Source organism: Alteromonas lipotrueiana (assembly GCF_019249245.1).
Lineage (GTDB): Bacteria > Pseudomonadota > Gammaproteobacteria > Enterobacterales > Alteromonadaceae > Alteromonas > Alteromonas lipotrueiana.
This window is the reverse complement of record NZ_JAESDK010000003.1, coordinates 25,054-45,306: the sequence shown is the minus strand read 5'-3', so window position 1 is coordinate 45,306 and position 20,253 is coordinate 25,054. Positions and strand designations below refer to the sequence as shown.

The window sequence follows — 20,253 nt, the reverse complement described above, 5'->3', positions numbered from 1 at the left end:
ACCTGTTCGCGAGATTTATTAATGTCACCCCACAGCGCTACTTCGGAGGTACCGTCAAGCAACCTCGATTTGTTTGAGCGTATTGCAGTGCAGTTACAGCAGCAGGGCTATAGTATTCAGCCAAACGCATTGTCGCATGAAATGGCTATGTCGTTGTATCAATATCAGTGCTCGCTAACGCACAGTGCTTTTGAAAATGCAGGTATTGGCAGAAAACAGAAATTTCATAAAAACGAGTCGGTTCGTACCGACAAAGTCTGTTGGATCGATGGTTCAAGTGATGCCGGAGTCCAGTGGCTGGCCTGGTGTGAAGCATTAAAAACCTATTTAAACCGGCGTTTATTTATGGGACTTTTTTCGTTTGAAAGCCATTTTGCTTATTACCAGCCAGGCGATTTTTATAAACGCCATTATGATGCATTCCGGGGGGCATCAAATCGGGTTTTGTCTATGGTTACCTATCTGAATCCGCAATGGGGGGCCCAGGATAAGGGCGAACTGGTTTTGTATCAGCACGATGAAGACGCCACCGGCGTTTCGGTTTATCCAGAATTGGGCACGGTGGTGCTTTTTCTTAGCGAAGAATTTCCGCACGAGGTCAAACCCGCGCGGCAAAATCGTTATTCTATTGCCGGCTGGTATCGGGTGAATACCAGTATTGGTAACAAAATTGATCCGCCAAAATAATTTTCAGGATGTATTCTCGGTCTGTGTTAATAAGTCGATAGCCTGGCTATAGTCAAGACGGGCCATAGCCAGACAGATTTGCTGCGCTGTTTGTTGCCCAAACTTTTCCTCAAGGCTCTCGCGGTAACGTTCAATGTCGCTGTGGCGCATGTAACCACGCTTTTCTAAACGCGATTGAAGGTCGTCCAGATTGGTGGCTCCTGATAACAAAGGTGGCGACTTTTGGGTATTAAGGTGCGTTAAACAATGACGTATCGTTTTAATGACCAGAGCAAGTTCGTCAGTAATGACACGAACAGTCACAAGGTGACCGTCTGCCAGATTTTTTTCGCCTTCAGCAGCCAAAACCGACAATCGGTTTGCCCCGATTGTCGCCGCCATGCTTTTGAGTGAATGCAGCTGGCGCTGTTGTTTATCAGAAGACTCAGCGTTTATTGCAAAGTCTTCTGCGCCGCTGTACTGCAGGTTAAAGTTTGTCAATAGTTGTCGGTACTGCTCAGCGTCATTTCCAAGCCGGCGAAATACCGAACTTATATCAAATCCGGGTAAAAGCTGACGAAACTGTTTATGCACCACTTTGTTGTCGTGATAGGTTTGGGGGGCGTCTGAGGCTAATTGGTTGTCAAAAACTGCCTTTGGTTTCAGGCAGGTTAATAAAGTGTCTAGTAGCATATTCCGGTCTATTGGTTTAGGAATATGCGCGTCCATGCCCACATTGATAACACGCTGTTTGTCCTGTTCAAGCACTGCGGCAGAAATGGCAATTATAGGCGTATTTTTTAGCGCGGGCCGTTTTTTCATTGCCAGGGTGGTTGAGTAACCATCCATACCTGGCATTTGTAAATCCATAAAAATCACATCAAAAGCCTGCTGCTCTACTAGCTGCAAGGCTTGTTCGCCGCTGCTGGCCAGGGTCACTGTAAAACCGATAGCGGTTAAAAGCTGGTTTGCGACGTACTGATTCATTGCATTGTCTTCAACGACCAACGCAGCACAATTTGGAAAACGAACTTTATCACGGCCGCTTTGACCGGTACCTGCACCGGTTTTAGATACCAGTGAATTGAAGGCAGTTTCCAAATCGCTGGGTAAAAAAGGCGGAAATACCCAAACTGACGGCTGATTTAAGATGATATCGGTGGCGGCGCTTTGAGCGTATTTATCGCAGCCAATAAACACCACCCTGGTGGCAATGCCGGTGGCTGGGTTTTTACTTAACATATGGGTCATTATAGCGTGTTGCTGTGTATAATCTGCCCCACCCAAATCTACCACCAGAATGTCACAGTCAGGAATATTTTGGGAAAAAAGCTGTGCTAAGTCATGCTCAAAAATCACATCGACCTGTAGCATCTGGCAATAATGGTATATAGGGCTGGCGCCCTGGTGCGGGGTAACTACGCCCACAGACATATTGGTGTTCAGGCTTGGGGGGACAGGGGAGGCAGGTAATAACAGCGGCAAGGAAAAACAAAAGCAACTGCCTTCGCCGATAGCACTGGTGCCGGTTAGGCCGCCGTCTAATAAGCCGGCCAGTTTTTTCGAGATTGAAAGGCCAAGACCACTGCCGCCATAGCGTCGGCAAATAGAGTTATCGGCCTGGGAAAAAGCTCCAAATAACAGAGATAACTGGTCTTTATCCATGCCTGTCCCAGTATCGGAGATCTTAAACTGCAATAGCGAATCACCGCGCTCTGTTACGTCCAGCTTCACGTGCAGACACACCATACCCGTGTCAGTAAATTTTATAGCATTGCCCACAAGGTTAGATAATATCTGCTTAATACGCATGCCGTCGCTGACAATCCAGCGTGGGCACTCAGGATGAAGTTTACAGCATAATTGCAGGTTTTTATCAGCAGCGCTGACACTAAACAGATGCAAAACCTCTGATAGCAGTGTGAACAAATCAACGTTTTCGGCACAAATGCGAAGTTTACCAGCCTCTAGTTTGGAGTAATCCAGAATATCGTTAAGAATATTTAGCAGCGACTGAGAAGACAGTTGGACTTTTGACAAGTATTCTCGCTGTGTGTTGCCTAGTTCCATTTTAAGAAGCATGTCGGTAAGGGCCAATACTGCGTTCATAGGGGTTCTGATTTCATGGCTCATATTAGCCAGAAATTCAGTTTTGGTTTTGTTGGCCTGCTCTGCGTCTTCTTTGGCTTTAACCAAATTATCCTGTAATCGGTGCAGCACTGTGATATCCAGGTAACTGCCCATAAGACGATGAACATTCTGATCGCGGGTAAAGCTAAGAACCGAATATTGTCCCATCAACCAAACCCATTTTCCTTTTGCATGCAAAAACCGGAATTGCACCGGGCTACTGATAGCATTGCTACCCGTGTACAAAAAAAGATGCCGAAAATGGCGTATTACCCTTTTTTGATCCTCCTTGTGTACCAGCCTAAGCAATGCCACAGGCCCTTTTTGTAATGTTGATTGTTGTTCGTGCCCGGTTATCTGTTCAAAACGATCGTTAATAAAGTACGGACGCTGGCTGACGGCATCAAATACAAACACCCCGGCAATAGAGGCGTTGAATGCTTGCTTAAGAGACTCGTGTTGTAATACGGGTGTTGACTTAACCTTGTCATTGTCAACGGACTGAAATTCTAAAAGAAGATGATTATTTTGCACTCGTCGTACTTTTACCCGGCCCTTTTCCATACATGAAAAACAAGCCTCATTTTCGTTGCCCAGAGCAAATTGTGACAAACCATGGTGAAGCTCTGCTTCAAAAACCAGAGTCTGGTCGGCAGGGTTTATCCAATAACAGCCAGGCTTATTTTTTAATAAATGTTGCAAAGGCGCACTTTGCCAGCACGAAACAAACCCTTCTTCATGGCATTTCACCAGCCAAACCGGCAATGTGTTGAATAACAGATCGCCGGGGCTTGATAAAATGCTATGGGGGGCCGAACTCAAGGATTGTCCCTGGTTCTTTGGTTTAGTGACATTGAACGGATATTTTTGCCGCGAAAATTGCGTGTTAGCGAGTTTGCATCTATAAATTGTATACAGGGTGAGCAGGGCGGCGCTAATGATAAGGATCGCGGCTATAAAAACAGGGCTGTACGCATTGTTTAAAATAGAAAATAGCCGTTCAGTGCCAGCCATCAGAAATACAATAAATGCTACCAGGAACACCACCCTGATACCCTTTGAATGAAGGCGGTAGTAAAAATAATAAAAGAGTAAGGAAATTCCTAAGTGCGCTGTAACAATAAGAATATGGGTCGCATCCATTGCTTCTCCTGTTTATAGATTGTCTTAAACGATTGTCAATAGACAAATAGCGAGTCAGAAAAGAAAGAAAAACGGCAGCTCGCCACGATATTGATTCAAGAATAGTTCTAAATTCAGAGTTATGCGTACTTTTGCTTAACAATAGTAGGATGTTGTATGTTGCCAACCCGCGTTAAACCTAAAGTGTTAATTATTGATGATGATGTGATGTCGGTCCAGCGGATCGCTGAAGCATTGTCGTCTGGCTATGATGTCTTTGTTAGCACCACTCCTCAGGATGGGTTAAGTCGCGCAATTGAACTTCAGCCCGAGCTTATTCTGCTGGATGTAATCATGCCACAAACAAGTGGCTTTGAACTGTGTCGGCAGCTAAAACAAAACGAGCGCACCCATCCCATTCCGATAATATTTGTCACAGCATTAGATACAGTCAATCAGCAAACCGAAGGCTTTGAGCTAGGCGCAGTTGATTACATTACAAAGCCTGTTGAAAACGCCATTTTAAAAGCCAGAGTTCAGACCCATACCCGGCTGTATCAACAAACCCTACAGCTTGAATCACTGGCCGCGACCGACCCACTCACCGGGCTGGCGAACCGACGCCGATTTGATGAAACCATGCTGTGGGAGATTGAACATTGTCAACGCGAGCAAGTGTGTTTGTCGTTACTCATCATCGATATTGACGATTTTAAGTCTTACAACGATGGGTATGGGCACGGCAAAGGTGATGATTGCTTAATTCATGTGTCACGTATTCTTGAAGACAGCGCCAGGCGGGGTACTGATGTAGTGAGCCGTCTGGGTGGTGAAGAATTTGGAATTATCTTAAATGCGACCGACCAGGTGGGCGCTGTGGCAATTGCAGCTCAAATACTTGACCAATTCAATCAGCAACGCTACGAGCATCGCTATGCCTCACAGCATGATTATCTTACGGTAAGCATTGGTATTGCGACTATTGTTTTTAGCCAGATTACCGACTGCAAACCAGACGAGCGAACATTAGTGGATTGTGCCGATAGCGCTTTGTATGAAGCCAAGCACAATGGCCGAAACCAGTATGCCTGGAAAATCTGGCCAGACGAACGCGATTAGCCTGACAAGAGCATATAACTCAAGGGCATTTACTCATCGGTAGTTTTGAAACTGCCCGAGATTTCACAGCAATGCAGTCCTAACTTCGGTATATCAAAGCGGAGAAAAACGTTCGTTTTGATAAACCTTAATCCTGCAATGTTTCAGGGTTCGATAAGGCTCTGACAAAAGTCTGATAATCAGTGGTAACCTGCTGACAATACTCCCACGCAGCTGAAATCAGAGTGTCTTCGTTGCCCGTCACCTGGTTACATACTGCTTGCTCAAACCTGATAGAGCGTCGATCGCCGCGAGCATGGGCAAGCGCTAATGCCTGACCACACCATCGTGCGTAATCAACAAACCCGCCGTTTACGCTTTTATTGCCCATGGTGACATCGACAGGATCGATACGTACCCGGGCATGATGCCGCGACCTGATTAGATAATGCTGTTGTTGCCAGCACACTTCATCTAACAGCAAATCTGGCTTGCGTTGCATTTTTCGTTGGCATCGCGCTGTGAGGTGCGCCGGATTTAGTCGGTTTACGGCAGACAACGGTTCAAAGTAATACAATGGCGCAGCCTCGCGTTGTTGTTTAACCTCAACGATATGGCACTGAGAAAAGCTGTCGGCGGTGTGCGGTTTATCAGGCCCAACCAAAAAATAATAGCGGGCCATATTCACTGAGCCCGTACCCGCGTTATTGCGTTGCACAATATCAATAATTTTATCATCCATATAGGGTGCAAAAGCGGCTTCAAGCTCTTTATAGTAATGCGGGGCTAATGGCGTGAACTTTTCTGTTTTGCATAAAAAGCGCAGACCGTCCTCACTCATATAAACCGCTTTGGCCAACGCGCTTTTTGTGGTGAACTCCCGTCCGCCTGCTGCCCGTCTGCAGGCCTTGTCATATTGTTTGGTTAAACGGGTACCTGGCCCGATATTTTCTATTGCTGTGTTAATTTTATCAGGGTCATCACACAGCTGTTTTGACGTAGTTACATATTGTTGGATAAAGCCTGCCATTGCCTCAGTGATATCCTCATCGTTCACTACGGGCTTGTGGGTGCGGGTTTTGTCATGCATAAAGCGACCGGCTTTAATGCCTTGCGCATACCGCCCGGCCAGAGCTAAGGAAGTTAAAAACCGCATAATATCCCAGCCCGCCAGCCCCACGCAGGCATCGTCAAAATCATTAGGCGCAAAAATTACCGTATCACCGTGGGAGCCTTCTTCGGTTATGAACCCAAAGTTAGACACATGGCAATCACCTACCACGCAGGTGAGAGGTAATGCCGTAAGGCAGTCGGGAAGATGAAAACGATTAGATTGTAGGTCGGCGTAAAAAAGTTGGGCACTGCCACGATAAAAAGCATAGGGGCTTTCGGCCATTTTTGCGTGTTTGCCTAATAAGGGGTTAGGTCCACAGCCATCTACCCGACATAACTGTTTTGCAACAAAGGCTTCGCGATCTTGTATCGAAGAGGTTTTATCAAGGCTATTCATTAAAAGTGATGTCCTTAAACTTGCAACATTATAAAAATTTTGAGACGCTAAGTAGTTCAATTATTCCGCTGAAAAGAAAATTATTAATCATAAAAACTGATTTAACTGTTCAACATTACCAATTATCATTGTGCTTCAACGTTCGCTATTATTTCAATCAATCGAACGGGGAGCGAATTAAAGCAAACCGACAATTTCATTAATTCGTAGTCTCTGTGAGTTTTTACTTATCGGTGAAAATTTCACAGCATAAATTAACCTCAAAAGGAGATTAACCATGGCATTGATCAACACTGCTATTAAACCATTTAAAGCAAACGCATTTAAAAATGGCGAGTTTGTAGAAGTAAGCAGCGAAGACATCAAAGACAAATGGTCTGTATTTGTATTTTACCCAGCAGATTTTACATTTGTATGTCCAACAGAGCTTGGCGATATTGCTGATAAGTATGAAGAACTGCAATCTCGTGGTGTTGAAGTGTTCTCTGTATCAACAGATACCCACTTTACCCACGCTGCATGGCATCAGTCTTCAGACACCATCAACAAAATCAAATTTGCGATGATTGGTGACCCTACTGGCGAAATTACGCGCAATTTCGATTGTATGCGTGAAAACATGGGTTTGGCTGACCGTGCAACATTTGTTGTTGACCCGGAAGGTATTGTTCAGGCTATGGAAATTACATCTGAAGGTATCGGTCGTGACGCAGATGACCTGGTACGTAAAGTGAAAGCGGCGCAGTATGTTGCTTCTCACCCAGGTGAAGTTTGCCCGGCAAAATGGAAAGAAGGTGAAGAAACATTGGCACCTTCACTAGACTTGGTTGGCAAAATCTAACCAGTAGATAGTTTTTACTATCATTATAGGGGCGAGCAGTAGCTTGCCCCTTATCACCCACACTAAAGAGAGGCAGATTCGACGTGTTGACTAAAGAAATTTTGCAAGCGCTAAAAGGCTATGCTGAATCCATGCAAAAAGAAGTAACGTTCGTGCTCCAGACTGGCGAACACAGCAAGCGTGACGAGCTCGTGACGTTTCTGTCTGATATTGCTGGGGTGAGCGAAAATATTCATTTTGAAGAACGCGACACTAACGGTGTTTTACGCAGCTCGCTGAGCTTTTTATTAGAAGCCGACGGTGAAGATACAGGAATTCGATTCTCAGGAATTCCAGCAGGCCATGAGTTTAATTCATTGGTTCTGGCTATGCTGCACGCATCAGGTACAGCATTAAAAGTAGACGATAGTCTGCAAAGCATTGTCAAAGGGGTTAAAGAAGACCTTAACTTTGAAGTATTTATAAGTTTGAGCTGCCATAATTGTCCGGAAGTTGTTCAGGCATTAAATCAGTTCGCACTTATCAACCCACATATCAAAACAGAAATGATTGATGGTGGGCTGTATCCTGACCTTGTCGCCAAACGTGACATTCAGGGCGTACCGTCGGTTTACCTAAACGGTGAGTTGTTTGCCAATGGTAAAGTTGAGGCAGGTACGTTAATCGATAAACTTATCGAGCGCGATCCGTCTTTAAAAGACGCCAATAAAGGTCAGTCGCTGCCGATGCAGGATGTGACCGTGATTGGCGGTGGTCCGGCAGGTGTAAGCTCTGCCATTTATAGCGCTCGTAAAGGGTTAAAAGTTACCTTGGTTGCTGAGAGCTTTGGTGGCCAGGTAAAAGATACCATGGGTATTGAAAACCTTATTTCAGTTTCAAAGACTACCGGACCCGAATTGGTCGGTAAGTTAATGGAGCATATGAAAGACTACGACATTACTCTTAAAGAGCATGTTCGTGTAGATAGCATCGACAAAGGTCATGTTAAAACCATTAATCTGTCTTCAGGTGAACAAATTGCTACCCGCTCTGTGATTGTAGCAACAGGGGCACGCTGGAGAGAGCTGGGTGTTCCTGGTGAACGTGAAAACGTTGGTAATGGCGTGGCGTATTGCCCGCACTGTGATGGCCCGTTCTTTAAAGGTAAAGATGTTGCTGTTATTGGTGGTGGTAATTCAGGTATTGAAGCTGCCCTGGACCTAGCGGGAATTGTAAAATCGGTGACTGTGTTTGAATTTATGCCCGATTTAAAAGCAGATCAGGTCTTGGTTAAGCAAGCTGAAAAACGCGACAACATTACTATTATTCGTAATGCTGCAACACGGCAGATAGTTGCAAGTAATGGCAAAGTCAGTGCAATCGAATATCAGGATCGTGGCACCGAGCAGGTGCATACGCTTGAATTGGCAGGTGTATTTGTTCAAATCGGACTTGTGCCAAACAGTCAGTTTTTGAAAGAAGTAGTAGAGCTGACTAAACATGGTGAAGTTAATATTGACGAAAAATGCAACACGTCAGAGCCGGGTATTTATGCCGCAGGCGATGTGACCACGGTGCCGTACAAGCAAATTGTAGTCTCAATGGGCGAGGGCGCGAAAGCCTCCCTGGCAGCCTTTGAGTATTTACTGACCCACGAGGCTGATAAAGAAGCAGAAGCTAGCGCAGCTTAATAAATCTGATTTTTTTCAGCTAGACTTATAAACCGGCCCTCTAAGGCCGGTTTTTTTATGTTCGCCCCTCGCTCCACCTTTTACATCTATCAATACCATCACATTGTTCCTACCCAAATAATTTCATTAAAGCGTGAATCTTGTATGTCAGTTTTTGATATTTTTTGTATAATGTAAAACCGACCAGTTGGTTTGTTATTGGGTTTGCTATGTCGTCAGATAAAATTACTTCACGTCAACGCATTATCGATGCCGCTATAAACATTGCTATTAATCAGGGTCCGAAAACATTGACCCTGGATAAAGTTGCCAGTGACTGCGCCATGAGCAAAGGCGGCGTAATGCATTACTTTAAAAATAAAGAAATGCTGTTAGAAGCGCTGCTTGATAACCTGATGGATACAGTGAAAAGCTACGAAGGCGGCATCAGCAATGACTATGATAACTTACTGCCTATTTCACGAATGCTGCGAACCCGCCAAAGAGTGCATGAGCACGTAAACCTGGACTATGCCCGTATATTGCTGGTGGCTGCTACCGAAAACCCTGAATTGCTACACAGTGTTAAAGCTCATATGGAAGAGTTTGAGCAAGAACTGCAAGGTGAGCCTCAGCTGTACTTCGATAGTCTTTTGTTGTGGCTGGCCATAGATGGCCTAAGCTTTCAGGAGCTATTGTCGGTCAGCCCCTTCAGTGAAAACCAACGTAATAGTATACGCAATAAATTGATCAGCATGGCTGAATCATTAGGAGAAACCACCGGTGAAAATTAATTGTTCGCAGCGATTTGTCCTGCTAATGCTTGGCGTACTAACTCTTATGGCATGCTCAAAGCAGAATGAAGAAACAAAAGCTAAGCCGGCGCCTTTGGTTCAACTTTATGAAGTGGGTAAAGATGTGCAACCCAGCATCAGGCATTTTGTGGCTCGTGTAGATGCGCTTAGTACCGTAGATATGTCATTTCAGGTGGCGGGTCGAATTACTCAGCTAGCCGACCGCCAGGGCGTGGTTATCTCAGAAGGTAAGTTGCTGGCTGCGCTGGACCCCAAAGATTACGAGCTCGCTTTGCGCCAGGCCCAGTCTTCTATGCGCCAGGCCGAGTCAGATTTTGACCGGGCTAAGCAACTGCAACAAGACAACTACATAAGTGATTCTGAGTTTGATTCGCTGAAAACCAATTATGATAATGCTCAGCTGGCGGTTGAAAATGCGCAAATGAATGTGGAATACACCAAACTTCATGCGCCGTTTGATGCACTTATTACCAATCGTCTGGTAGAGAAATTTTCGTACGTTCAGCCCAATCAGCCAGTATTACGGGTACAAAATATTAATTTTTTACGCGTGCATGTGAATATTCCTGAACAACTAATGCGATTGGCGGTAGAAGAAGCGCCGCACTACCAGGTGTTTTTGGAAAACAAACAAGGCGATAAAATTTTAAATCAGGCGGGTGAGCCGGTAGAGCTGAGTTACCTTGAACACAAAACAGAGGTTAATAGTGCCACGCAAACCTATCAGGTCACTTTTAAACTACCTCGTCTTGAGGGCGTAGAACTGCTTCCTGGCATGGTATTGACCGCGCGTATTGAAATTGAGCGCGGCAATAACAATTCAGGTTGGTGGGTGCCTATGGGCGCTATTGATACCTCAGGACCTGAAGAATTTGCCGTGTGGGTGTTTGATAAGTCAGCGGGTAGTGTGTCTTACCAACCAGTAAAGTTAGGCATTATTCGTGACCAAAATGCACAAATTATCAGTGGCATTAAAGCCGGTGAAGTAATAGTCGCAGCCGGCATTCGTGAACTGCAGAACGATATGCTGGTACGCCCGTTTGACAATGAGAAACCGGTGCTATGAAAATTGCGACGTACTCGATAAAAAACCAGCTTACTATTTGGTTGTTAATGACATTATTTCTGGTGGGGGGAATAAATGCTGTTATACAGATTGGTAAGTTAGAAGACCCCGCTTTTGCGATTAAAACCGCCATTGTTACCACCTATTACCCAGGCGCTACCGCTACAGAGGTAGAGCAGGAAGTTACCGAGGCTATCGAATCATCGGTACAACAGCTTTCCCAACTCGGCGATATTACCTCACGCTCGTTACCCGGCCAGTCGCAGGTAACCGTTGAACTGCGCGATGATTTTGATGGATCTAATTTGCCCCAGGCGTGGGATGAGCTTCGGCGAAAAGTCGACGCTGCTCAACGCTCGCTGCCTGCTGGCGCAAGTGCCCCGGTGGTAAATGATGATTTTGGCGATGTGTATGGCATGTACTATGCGGTAACAGCCGAAGGATTTTCTAATCGTCAAAAGCGTGAGCTGGCCTCCAGGTTACGGCGTGAAGTGTTGACGGTGCCCGGCGTAACCCGGGCGCAATTAGCCGGCGTTGTGCAAGAAACCATTTATGTTGAAGCAAGTCAGCAAAAACTGGCCAGCCTGGGCATTTCAATGTCACAAATTGCCAGTGTATTTCAAACCGAAAGCGCGATTGCAGATGCAGGTAGCATACGAGTTGAAGATCGGCGTATTCGGTTAGTTATTCCTGCCGGAGACGACTCGGCAGCAACCATCCGAAGCTTAAGCTTTGGGGTGCCAGGCACTACCGAACAGCTTAATATTGGCGATATCGCTGATGTGTATCGTGCTGAAACCGAAACGCCTCAGCAGTTAGCACGCCACAACGGGCAATCTGCGTTTACGCTGGCCATAGCCGGGCGCAGCGACTTAAACATTGTTGATATAGGCAATAATGTTGAAGCCCACTTAAATAAACTGCGCGAAAAACTGCCATTAGGAGTGTCAATCAACCCTATTTACGAACAACACAACGTAGTTGACGAAGCCATTAGTGACTTTTTGGTCAACCTGGCCGCATCAGTAGGCATTGTGGTGGCGGTATTACTGTTGGTGATGGGCTGGCGGGTAGGTGTGGTTGTCGGAGGCACCTTGTTGCTGACCGTTCTGGGTACCGTATTACTGATGTGGGTATTTTCTATTCAGATGGAACGCATATCCCTGGGTGCGCTTATTATTGCGATGGGCATGTTGGTAGATAACGCCATTGTTATTGCTGAATCAATGCTGCTAAATATGCAAAAAGGCAAGCAGTCGGTAGAGGCTGCCGAAGAAGCCGCACAGCAAACCCAGTATCCGTTATTGGCCGCCACGGTGATCGGAGTTCTGGCATTCGCCGGTATTGGGTTATCGCAAGACACCACTGGCGACTTTATGTTCTCGTTGTTTGCCGTTATTTTAATTTCGCTGCTGCTAAGCTGGGTATTAGCCGTAACGGTAACCCCCTTACTGGGCCATTATCTATTTAAAACCGAGACTAACCCACAAACGAACGATATTTATCAGGGCCGCGGTTTTCGGTTTTACAAAAGCTTATTAGGGACGGCGCTTAAGCATCGTCGGTTAACCCTGGTTATACTATTTGTTACTACGGCCATATGTGTGGTGGGCTTTGGGCAGGTAAAACAATCGTTCTTTCCACCCTCTAATACTCCCATCTTTTATGTGAATTATTATCTTCCTCAAGGTAGCGATATTCGCGCTACTGAAGACGATATGATTGCAATAGAAAAGAAAATTTTGCAGCGTCAGGAGGTCGCCGAGGTAACCAGTGTCATTGGCATGGGCGCAAGTCGTTTTATGCTGACCTATGCACCTCAATTGCCTAATCCCGCTTACGGACAATTTATTGTGCGCACTACAACGCGCGAACAAATACCGGCAGTTGTTGAATATATCCAAAATACCATCGCCGATGAGCATCCTCAGGCACAAATATACGCCAAGCGTATTTTCTTTGGCCCTGCAGAAGGAGCAAAAATTGAAGCGCGCTTTATGGGCAACGACCCCGAAGTCCTTAGAAAATTAGGTGCTCAGGCTCAAAAGATAATGTCGCAAGAACCTTTGCTTACCGATATTCGTCAGGATTGGCGACAGCGTGAGCTGGTGGTTAAACCGGTAATAGACGATGAAAAGGCTCGCATAGCCGGGTTATCTCGTACACAAATTGCAGAGGCTCTGGCGTTTGCCAGTGTGGGTAACCAGGTGGGTGTGTATCGCGAAGACGACCGGCAAATTCCGGTTGTTATTCGTCCGCCTGCTGAAGAACGTCGCAGTATGTCCTGGCTTGAAGACCGCTTAATCTACAGTGAATCAGAGCGCAGCTTTATTCCGGTAGCCCAGGTAGTAAAAGATTTTGAGCTGCATTCTCAAAACGGAATCATTCATCGGCGCAACCGGGTGCGCACATTAACCGTGCAAGCCGAACCACAGGGTAACGTAACAGCAGCAACAGCGCGCGCGACTATTGTTGATGCAGTAAATAATATAGAACTGCCCCAGGGGTATACGCTTGAATGGGGCGGCGAGTTTGAAAGTTCGCGGGATGCACAGGCAAGCCTGGGAACCAAATTGCCTATTAGCTTTTTGGCTATGATACTAATTACCATACTTTTGTTTAACGCCTTACGCCAGGCTCTTCTTATCTGGATTATTGTGCCCATGTGTATTTGTGGTGTTACCGCAGGGCTATTACTTACCGGGCTGCCGTTTAGTTTTACTGCATTGTTGGGTCTGTTGAGCTTATCAGGTATGTTGATTAAAAATGCCATTGTGCTGGTCGATGAAGCTGACTTGCGACGTCGCAGTGCCGATAATTTACATGAGGCCATCACCGGTGCCAGTATAAGCAGGGCAAGGCCGGTTATTCTGGCGGTATTAACCACTGTACTGGGGATGTTGCCGCTATTATGGGACGCATTTTTTGCCAGCATGGCGGTAACTATTATGGGTGGTTTAACGTTTGCCACATTACTCACGCTGGTGGCGGTTCCAGTATTATATTCGTTGTTTTTCAGTGAAAAAGATATGCATACCAAGTAGGCGGTTGGGCTAAATGTGTGACCCGTTATTACAATGGGTTTTAATAATATTGCAGTTAATACTGTGTCGATATTTTAATCAGGCAGCTACCATTTTGATCTTAATGGAGTTATTGTGGTACTTCAAAAGACTGAACCGATCAAAAAGGAATGAAAAATGAAAAAAGTCTTAACCATTTTATTGATACTGGTACTGCTTGTAGTAGGCGGTATCTGGTATATGCTGAGCGAAGCGGGTGATTTCATTCATACCCAGATAGAAAAGCAGGGGACCCGTTATCTCGGTACACCTGTAACCGTAGAAAATGTTGACCTGGCGTATAGCGAAGGCCGTTTAGCTATTGCCGGAACCAATATAAAAAATCCAGAAAATTTTTCTGACGACAACGCCATTGCTTTAGGTGAAATGTCGTTGGATTTGGGCGGCGCCACGTCTGAACCTTATGTTATTCAAAATGTCAGTGTGGCAGCGCCGGATATTTTGTACGAAGTCAACGCGTCAGGTCAAAGTAACTTGTTGGTATTGAAAGACAACATCGAAGCTAATATGCCCGCCACGTCTGAAGAGCCGAAGCAGACCGAGTCTGACCAGGCCATGCCCCGTGTTATTGTAGAAAATGTAACGGTAAGCAACACCACACTGCGGTTGAACTTTGAAGAACTACAAACGGCGCAACTCGAAATTGATCAAAAGTCTTATGAGGTAACCTTGCCCACGTTTAATGCTGGCCCTATTGGTAAACCGGACGGATTACCGGCTGATCAGGTAGGCGCAGCAGTTATGAAAGCAATGCTGGATAATGTAATTAAGCAAGCAAAAACCGAAGCCCGTGAACGTCTCAAAGCAAAAGTTGCTGAAAAAATTGAGGCCGAAAAAGCCCGTGCAATGGAAAAAATCGATGCTGAAAAAGATCGTGCACGCGAAAAGCTTAATGAAGAAAAAGATAAGCTTATGAACAAAGCCTCAGACAAAATAGGTGATTTGTTTAAGCGAGATGATGGTCAGTAGGCGATAATTTCACCCCTGAAAAAACGTATTTTTACAATGCGTTTTTTTGTATCTGGTACGCCCAAAAATCTCGGTTCTTTGTTAAAATCTGACAAATATTCATTTTTTAGTAAACCAAAACGGCATGTGGCACGAAAAAAGTAGATATCCTCATTTATAAATTTAATTCTACCCACACAGGAGCCATTATGGAGAATGATAATCAAGCACAAGGCGATCGCAGTATTGCCGGCATGAAAGGGTTAGAATCGGCTATTGCTAATGGCGAAACTAACCGCGTAAAGCAATACCTTGCAACTGAAATGCTAGGCGATTTGCAAAAAAGTTATCTTATTGATTTAGCAAAAACCAGTGACAACAGTGAAATTGCTAAGCTTATTGAAGAGACTCCCACGCGTCCTTAGGTGGACGCTGAATTGCTTTATAGTGATCTTATAAATCCAGCAATTTGGCTGGATTTATAAGAAGTAATAACGGTGCGATATTAAGTCAACCCGTCTTGCTCTGCGATATCAGGGCAAAGCCTCACCTCGTGAAAAAACATAAAGGTTGTACCACTGCTCCCGGGTTAACGACACCGTCGTTGCCTGAGCACATGCATCAATACGTTTGGTATTCGTGGTACCAATAACCGGTTGAATATTAGCCGGGTGCCGCAGTAAAAATGCCAGTACAATGGCTTCACCCGACACCTGATATTCAGCGGCCAGCTGCTTCACATAATGGGCGGTTTTTTGAATACGAGGATCCTCGGCGTTTAAGCCTGCTTCAGAAAATGTTCCTTGCGCCAGGCATCCCCATGCCTGCAACTGAATATCATGCATTTGGCAGTACTCTAACAAGCCGGTATTAAACCCCACATTCGCCGACGCAGGCGTATTTACCCCAATGCTATCATCTAGCCAGTCGGTTTTTGCCAGACTCATTTCAATCTGATTTGCCACAATAGGAAGTGACAACGCACTTTGCAAAAATGCAATCTGTGCCGTGTTCATATTTGACACCCCAATATGCGCAATTTTACCCTGCTGATGTAACGTGTTAATCGTTTCAGCCAGCTCGTTTAATTGCATCAGGGGATCGGGGCGGTGCAACAGCAACACATCTAATTGTTCACAGTGAAGTCGCTGCAGGCTCTGTTCTACCGACTGGCGCACCCACTGGGCAGAAAAGTCATAACGGCCTGCGTTGTGTTCATCTTCAAACCGAATACCACATTTTGACTGAATATAAAGCTGATTTCGCAGCGAAGGAGTTTGTTTTAGCACCTGCCCGAAAACGTGTTCGGCTTTTGAAAAAGTGTAGATGTCAGCATGATCAAACACAGTAATGCCGGCGTTCAGTGCCGTTTGTGTTATTTCGCTCGCTTGTTTTATATCTTGTTGGCTAACTGGGTTCTGATTCCAGCCGCCGCCCAAACCCATGCATCCATAAACAAGACGACTGGCCTTGGGCAGGTATTGCTGAAGAGCGAATGATGTTGACATGATGTATCCCGTGGAATTTAAAGCTACCATAATATTGTTTTTTATAATAAACAAAATAAGATATATGGAAATTCTTTGTTCACTCAACAAAACAATCAGAGCCATACAATATGCTTGAACATAAACGGTTTGAACGGCTTATGCTGTTTGTTGAACTGGCACAACAGTTAAACTTTACCCGGGCTGCACAGGCTTTGGGCATTTCAAAAGGCTATTTGTCAGAACAAATCAAAACGCTGGAAGCCCAATGGCAGTGTCCGTTATTGTTGCGCACCACGCGAAGCGTAAGGTTGACTCCCGCCGGCGAACGCGCATTAGAGCAAGGACTGACCATACGAAAACAAGTATTGCAGCTAGAGCGCAGTGTGGGTGAGCATCATCATACCCTGAGTGGGCCGCTAAAAATTACCGCGCCTAAGATGTTTGCTGAAACCTTTTTATTTGACGTGTGTAATGCGTTTCGTGCTCAGCACCCAGAGATAACCTTTGAGATTAACTGCAGTTACACCACTTTTAATTTGTACCAGCAAAATTTTGACCTGGCATTTCGGGCTACCAACACCCCTCCACAAGACATGGTTGTTCACAAACTCTTTAGCTATCAACATGTGTTGGTAGCAGCGCCTGACTATCTTCAGCAAGGTGGTTGGCCCCAGACCCCGCCTGACTTGTTCCAACATAATTGCCTGGTAACTCAACATCAGCGCACCTGGCCTCTCGGTAATATCGATATTGCCGTAACCGGTAGTCTTATCACCAACGAGAACCACTTACTTCGGCAACAGGCATTAAGGGGCGAGGGTATCATTCGCATTGCCAGTTACTATGTACACGATGATATTGAGGCGGGGCGGTTGTCTCAGGTGTTAAAATCTTACACTCTAGATACGAATGATATGGTGATGTTTCATCCGCAACTGGTATACCCTTCTCAAAAACTACAACAGTTTAGCCGTTTTGTTCGTGCGCATTTTGACACCTAAGTGAGTCTGGATCGTAAAATGCTGTAAATTTAAGCCCAGGCCCATCACAGCGATTCGATAGATTATGCGCAGCGATGGTGCCAGATGTAGCGCGTTTACGCGTACCTATTTCAATAACGCAGCAACAATGACGAATGTATACCAAGAACAGAAAGAGGAATTAATAAGATGGCAAGAATAACATCGAAGCCTACGCCCAGGCGTTCACTTACCGGATTTACCGTGGTCGCGCTTCTTTTTATTGGGGCATGGTGGCTGGCAGCGCAATATGACCCCGGGTTCACTCCCGTAGCGCTGCTTTACAGTGTAATGAGCCTGATTACCTTTATATGGTACTGGCGCGACAAACGAGCCTCTGTACATGAAAAGTGGCGTGTGTCTGAGCTAACTTTGCACATAATGGCAATATTGGGGGGCTGGCCGGGGGCGTGCGTGGCTCAACAGTTGTTCAGGCACAAAACACAAAAACGTACTTTCAGAATCGTATTTGTGTTTACTTGCGGCGCAAACATCGCTTTTTTTAGTTACCTGATATTCAGCACCAATATTTTTGCGCTATAAACAAAATTGGCGCATCAGTGTAAAAGCAGCCTACAGGTAAAGCTGGGGCAGCAAGTAAACCGCCCCAGCCAAACAGCTTTGCCTTAGCGGGGGCCAGGCTTACCTTTCGCTACAGGTTTGCGCTTATGCTTAAAGCCTTTTGGGGGTAAACCAGTGTGCTTAGTTAAGGCGCGCTCGCCACGCTTAGGGCGGGCAGCCTGCTGGCGTTTTTCTTCTTTAGATTCTGGCGGCACTAAATGTTGCGGCCCACGGCCAATCAGGTCTTCACGGTCCATTGCAATAAGCGCCTTACGAATTTGCGCAAAGTTTTTCGGGTCGTGATAGCGCAACATGGCTTTGTGTAACCGGCGATGAATCTCACCTTTGGCAGAAGGCACATGCTCACTGTCTTTTTTGACCTTGCGCAGGCTGTCTACCTCGGTATGGTACATCGTAGTTGCAGTGGCCATTGGCGATGGGTAGAAGTTTTGTACCTGATCCAACTTAAAGCGGTTTTCTTTTAGCCAAATTGCCAAAGCCAACATGTCTTCGTCGGTGGTCCCGGGATGCGACGCTATAAAGTACGGAATCAAATACTGTTTTTTGCCCGCCTCGGCAGAATACTTATCAAACAATTCTTTAAACTGATAGTACGAGCCCATGCCGGGCTTCATCATTTTCGATAATGGCCCATCTTCAGTATGTTCTGGCGCAATTTTTAAATAACCGCCGGTATGGTGTAGCGCCAATTCCTTAACATACTCAGGGTCTTCTACCGCTAAATCGTAACGTACTCCCGAGGCTATCAGTACCTTTTTAATACCGGGTAAGTTTCGCGCGCGTTTGTACAGGCTGATAGTAGGCGCATGGTTGGTATCCATGTGCGCACAAATGCTGGGATACACACAAGAAGGCCGACGACAGGTGGCTTCGGCTTTGGCGCTTTTACAACGCAGTCGATACATATTAGCGGTAGGTCCGCCTAAATCTGAAATCACGCCGGTAAAACCTGGTACCGAATCACGAATTGTTTCTATTTCACGGATAATCGAGTCTTCAGAACGACTTTGAATAATCCGGCCTTCGTGCTCGGTAATTGAGCAAAAAGTACAGCCGCCATAACAGCCACGCATAATATTTATGCTAAAGCGAATCATGTCATAGGCAGGTATTTTCGCATCGCCATAGCTGGGGTGAGGCACGCGCTGATAAGGCAAATCAAATACCGCATCCATTTCCTCAGTTTCAAGCGGCATCGCCGGAGGGTTGATCCAGATATGACGATCGCCATGGCGTTGCAACAAAGCCCGGGCACAACCCGGATTTACTTCCTGATGCAAAATACGTGAGGTATGAGCATACAGAGTTTTATTGTCGCGCACGGTCTCAAATGCGGGCATCTTGACATACACATTTTCCCACGGCTTACGACGTTCAGGCGGCTGAATAACAATAGGCTGTGCTTTATCCGCCCCGGCATCTTTATTGGTTTCAGCTTTATCGCAGTCAGGAATTTCCTGATAAGGACTGGGGATGGGCTCAATTTTACCCGGTTTGTCTAATGACGTAGAGTCTACGCCTTGCCAGCCCGGCAGGGGCTGTTTAACAATAATGGCCGTACCGCGTAAGTCGGTAATATCGGCGATATTTTCACCGGCAGCCAGGCGATGGGTGACTTCAATTAATGGGCGTTCGGCATTACCAAACATCAGCATGTCGGCTTTTGCGTCGAATAAAACTGAACGACGCACTTTTTCAGACCAGTAATCATAATGGGCAATACGACGTAAACTGGCTTCAATGCCACCAATAATAACCGGCACACCTTTAAAGGCTTCACGACAGCGCTGGGCATACACGGTAACCGCCCGATCAGGACGTTTGCCACCCACATTGTCAGGAGTATAGGCATCGTCATGACGCAACTTTTTATCAGCCGTGTAGCGGTTTATCATTGAGTCCATATTGCCGGCCGTGACACCAAAATACAGGTTAGGCTGACCCAGTTGCATAAAAGCATCTTTGCTGGTCCAGTCAGGCTGGGCAATAATTCCCACTCTAAAACCGTGAGCCTCAAGTACGCGTCCAAGTACCGCCATCCCAAAGCTTGGATGATCAACGTACGCATCGCCGGTTACAATGATAACATCGCAACTATCCCAGCCCAGTTCGTCCATTTCGGCGCGGGTGGTAGGTAAAAACGGCGCGGTACCGTAGCAGTGTGCCCAGTATTTGGGGTAAGAGAACAGGCTGCGTTCAGCTTTAATAGTGGCTTGCATAATCTACAACAAAAT

15 protein-coding genes are annotated in these 20,253 nt (G+C 45.9%); 11 read left to right on the top strand and 4 right to left on the bottom strand.

From position 1 onward, the window contains the following. The first annotated feature begins 21 nt into the window (after positions 1 to 21). Positions 22 to 687: a 2OG-Fe(II) oxygenase gene (locus tag JK130_RS03150; RefSeq protein WP_218352764.1), complete on the top strand. Its 666-nt coding sequence runs from the start codon at positions 22 to 24 to the stop codon at positions 685 to 687. Between the two features lie 3 nt (positions 688 to 690). On the opposite strand, the gene JK130_RS03145 is transcribed toward JK130_RS03150, so the two are convergent. Further along, a complete protein-coding gene (locus tag JK130_RS03145; protein ID WP_218352763.1) occupies positions 691 to 3,618 on the bottom strand; it encodes a response regulator in 2,928 nt (975 codons plus the stop codon). Positions 3,619 to 4,095: 477 nt separating this feature from the next. Here JK130_RS03145 and JK130_RS03140 point away from each other — a divergent pair, with 477 nt between their 5' ends. Beyond that, positions 4,096 to 5,037: a diguanylate cyclase gene (locus tag JK130_RS03140; RefSeq protein ID WP_218352762.1), complete on the top strand. Its 942-nt coding sequence runs from the start codon at positions 4,096 to 4,098 to the stop codon at positions 5,035 to 5,037. Between the two features lie 127 nt (positions 5,038 to 5,164). On the opposite strand, the gene JK130_RS03135 is transcribed toward JK130_RS03140, so the two are convergent. Continuing rightward, on the bottom strand, positions 5,165 to 6,526 hold the full coding sequence (locus tag JK130_RS03135) for a DUF2252 family protein (protein ID WP_246587678.1): 1,362 nt from the start codon (positions 6,524 to 6,526) through the stop codon (positions 5,165 to 5,167). 283 nt (positions 6,527 to 6,809) lie between these two features. Here JK130_RS03135 and ahpC point away from each other — a divergent pair, with 283 nt between their 5' ends. From ahpC to JK130_RS03100, 7 genes are all read left to right on the top strand, one after another. Next, positions 6,810 to 7,367 carry an alkyl hydroperoxide reductase subunit C gene (ahpC, locus tag JK130_RS03130; protein WP_425514582.1) on the top strand — a complete coding sequence of 186 codons (558 nt, stop codon included), beginning with the start codon at positions 6,810 to 6,812 and terminating at the stop codon, positions 7,365 to 7,367. An 83-nt stretch (positions 7,368 to 7,450) separates the two neighbouring features. Further along, entirely contained in the window at positions 7,451 to 9,037 is a 1,587-nt protein-coding gene (ahpF, locus tag JK130_RS03125) for an alkyl hydroperoxide reductase subunit F (RefSeq protein ID WP_218352760.1), read from the top strand. A 209-nt stretch (positions 9,038 to 9,246) separates the two neighbouring features. Then, entirely contained in the window at positions 9,247 to 9,810 is a 564-nt protein-coding gene (locus JK130_RS03120) for a TetR/AcrR family transcriptional regulator (protein ID WP_218352759.1), read from the top strand. After that, a complete protein-coding gene (locus JK130_RS03115) occupies positions 9,800 to 10,897 on the top strand; it encodes an efflux RND transporter periplasmic adaptor subunit (RefSeq protein WP_218352758.1) in 1,098 nt (365 codons plus the stop codon). Before JK130_RS03120 ends, JK130_RS03115 begins: the two co-directional genes overlap by 11 nt. After that, positions 10,894 to 13,941 carry an efflux RND transporter permease subunit gene (locus JK130_RS03110; protein ID WP_218352757.1) on the top strand — a complete coding sequence of 1,016 codons (3,048 nt, stop codon included), beginning with the start codon at positions 10,894 to 10,896 and terminating at the stop codon, positions 13,939 to 13,941. Before JK130_RS03115 ends, JK130_RS03110 begins: the two co-directional genes overlap by 4 nt. Before the next feature lie 156 nt (positions 13,942 to 14,097). Continuing rightward, complete coding sequence (locus tag JK130_RS03105) at positions 14,098 to 14,949, top strand: ATP synthase subunit B family protein (RefSeq protein ID WP_218352756.1); 852 nt, start codon at positions 14,098 to 14,100, stop codon at positions 14,947 to 14,949. A gap of 188 nt (positions 14,950 to 15,137) precedes the next feature. Then, a complete protein-coding gene (locus JK130_RS03100) occupies positions 15,138 to 15,353 on the top strand; it encodes a hypothetical protein (RefSeq protein ID WP_218352755.1) in 216 nt (71 codons plus the stop codon). Between the two features lie 108 nt (positions 15,354 to 15,461). Here JK130_RS03100 and JK130_RS03095 read toward each other — a convergent pair whose 3' ends face one another. Beyond that, positions 15,462 to 16,436: an aldo/keto reductase gene (locus tag JK130_RS03095; protein WP_218352754.1), complete on the bottom strand. Its 975-nt coding sequence runs from the start codon at positions 16,434 to 16,436 to the stop codon at positions 15,462 to 15,464. Between the two features lie 110 nt (positions 16,437 to 16,546). Between JK130_RS03095 and JK130_RS03090 the strand changes: the two genes are divergently transcribed. Both JK130_RS03090 and JK130_RS03085 read left to right on the top strand, forming a co-directional pair. Beyond that, entirely contained in the window at positions 16,547 to 17,419 is an 873-nt protein-coding gene (locus JK130_RS03090; RefSeq protein WP_218352753.1) for a LysR family transcriptional regulator, read from the top strand. A 168-nt stretch (positions 17,420 to 17,587) separates the two neighbouring features. Further along, positions 17,588 to 17,980, top strand: coding sequence for a DUF1294 domain-containing protein (locus JK130_RS03085; protein WP_220099458.1), 393 nt, complete (start codon positions 17,588 to 17,590; stop codon positions 17,978 to 17,980). A gap of 83 nt (positions 17,981 to 18,063) precedes the next feature. Here the strand turns inward: JK130_RS03085 and JK130_RS03080 are convergent, their stop codons facing one another. Continuing rightward, positions 18,064 to 20,238, bottom strand: a complete 2,175-nt coding sequence (locus JK130_RS03080) for a YgiQ family radical SAM protein (protein WP_218352752.1) — start codon at positions 20,236 to 20,238, stop codon at positions 18,064 to 18,066. Positions 20,239 to 20,253 lie beyond the last annotated feature (15 nt).

Bases quoted from the DNA above. Each gene is read 5' to 3' on its own strand.
- JK130_RS03150 (WP_218352764.1), top strand. From the start codon at position 22: ATGTCACCCCACAGCGCTACTTCGGAGGTACCGTCAAGCAACCTCGAT.
- JK130_RS03140 (WP_218352762.1), top strand. From the start codon at position 4,096: ATGTTGCCAACCCGCGTTAAACCTAAAGTGTTAATTATTGATGATGAT.
- JK130_RS03135 (WP_246587678.1), bottom strand. From the start codon at position 6,526: ATGAATAGCCTTGATAAAACCTCTTCGATACAAGATCGCGAAGCCTTT.
- JK130_RS03120 (WP_218352759.1), top strand. From the start codon at position 9,247: ATGTCGTCAGATAAAATTACTTCACGTCAACGCATTATCGATGCCGCT.
- JK130_RS03110 (WP_218352757.1), top strand. From the start codon at position 10,894: ATGAAAATTGCGACGTACTCGATAAAAAACCAGCTTACTATTTGGTTG.
- JK130_RS03105 (WP_218352756.1), top strand. From the start codon at position 14,098: ATGAAAAAAGTCTTAACCATTTTATTGATACTGGTACTGCTTGTAGTA.
- JK130_RS03100 (WP_218352755.1), top strand. From the start codon at position 15,138: ATGGAGAATGATAATCAAGCACAAGGCGATCGCAGTATTGCCGGCATG.
- JK130_RS03095 (WP_218352754.1), bottom strand. From the start codon at position 16,436: ATGTCAACATCATTCGCTCTTCAGCAATACCTGCCCAAGGCCAGTCGT.
- JK130_RS03090 (WP_218352753.1), top strand. From the start codon at position 16,547: ATGCTTGAACATAAACGGTTTGAACGGCTTATGCTGTTTGTTGAACTG.
- JK130_RS03085 (WP_220099458.1), top strand. From the start codon at position 17,588: ATGGCAAGAATAACATCGAAGCCTACGCCCAGGCGTTCACTTACCGGA.
- JK130_RS03080 (WP_218352752.1), bottom strand. From the start codon at position 20,238: ATGCAAGCCACTATTAAAGCTGAACGCAGCCTGTTCTCTTACCCCAAA.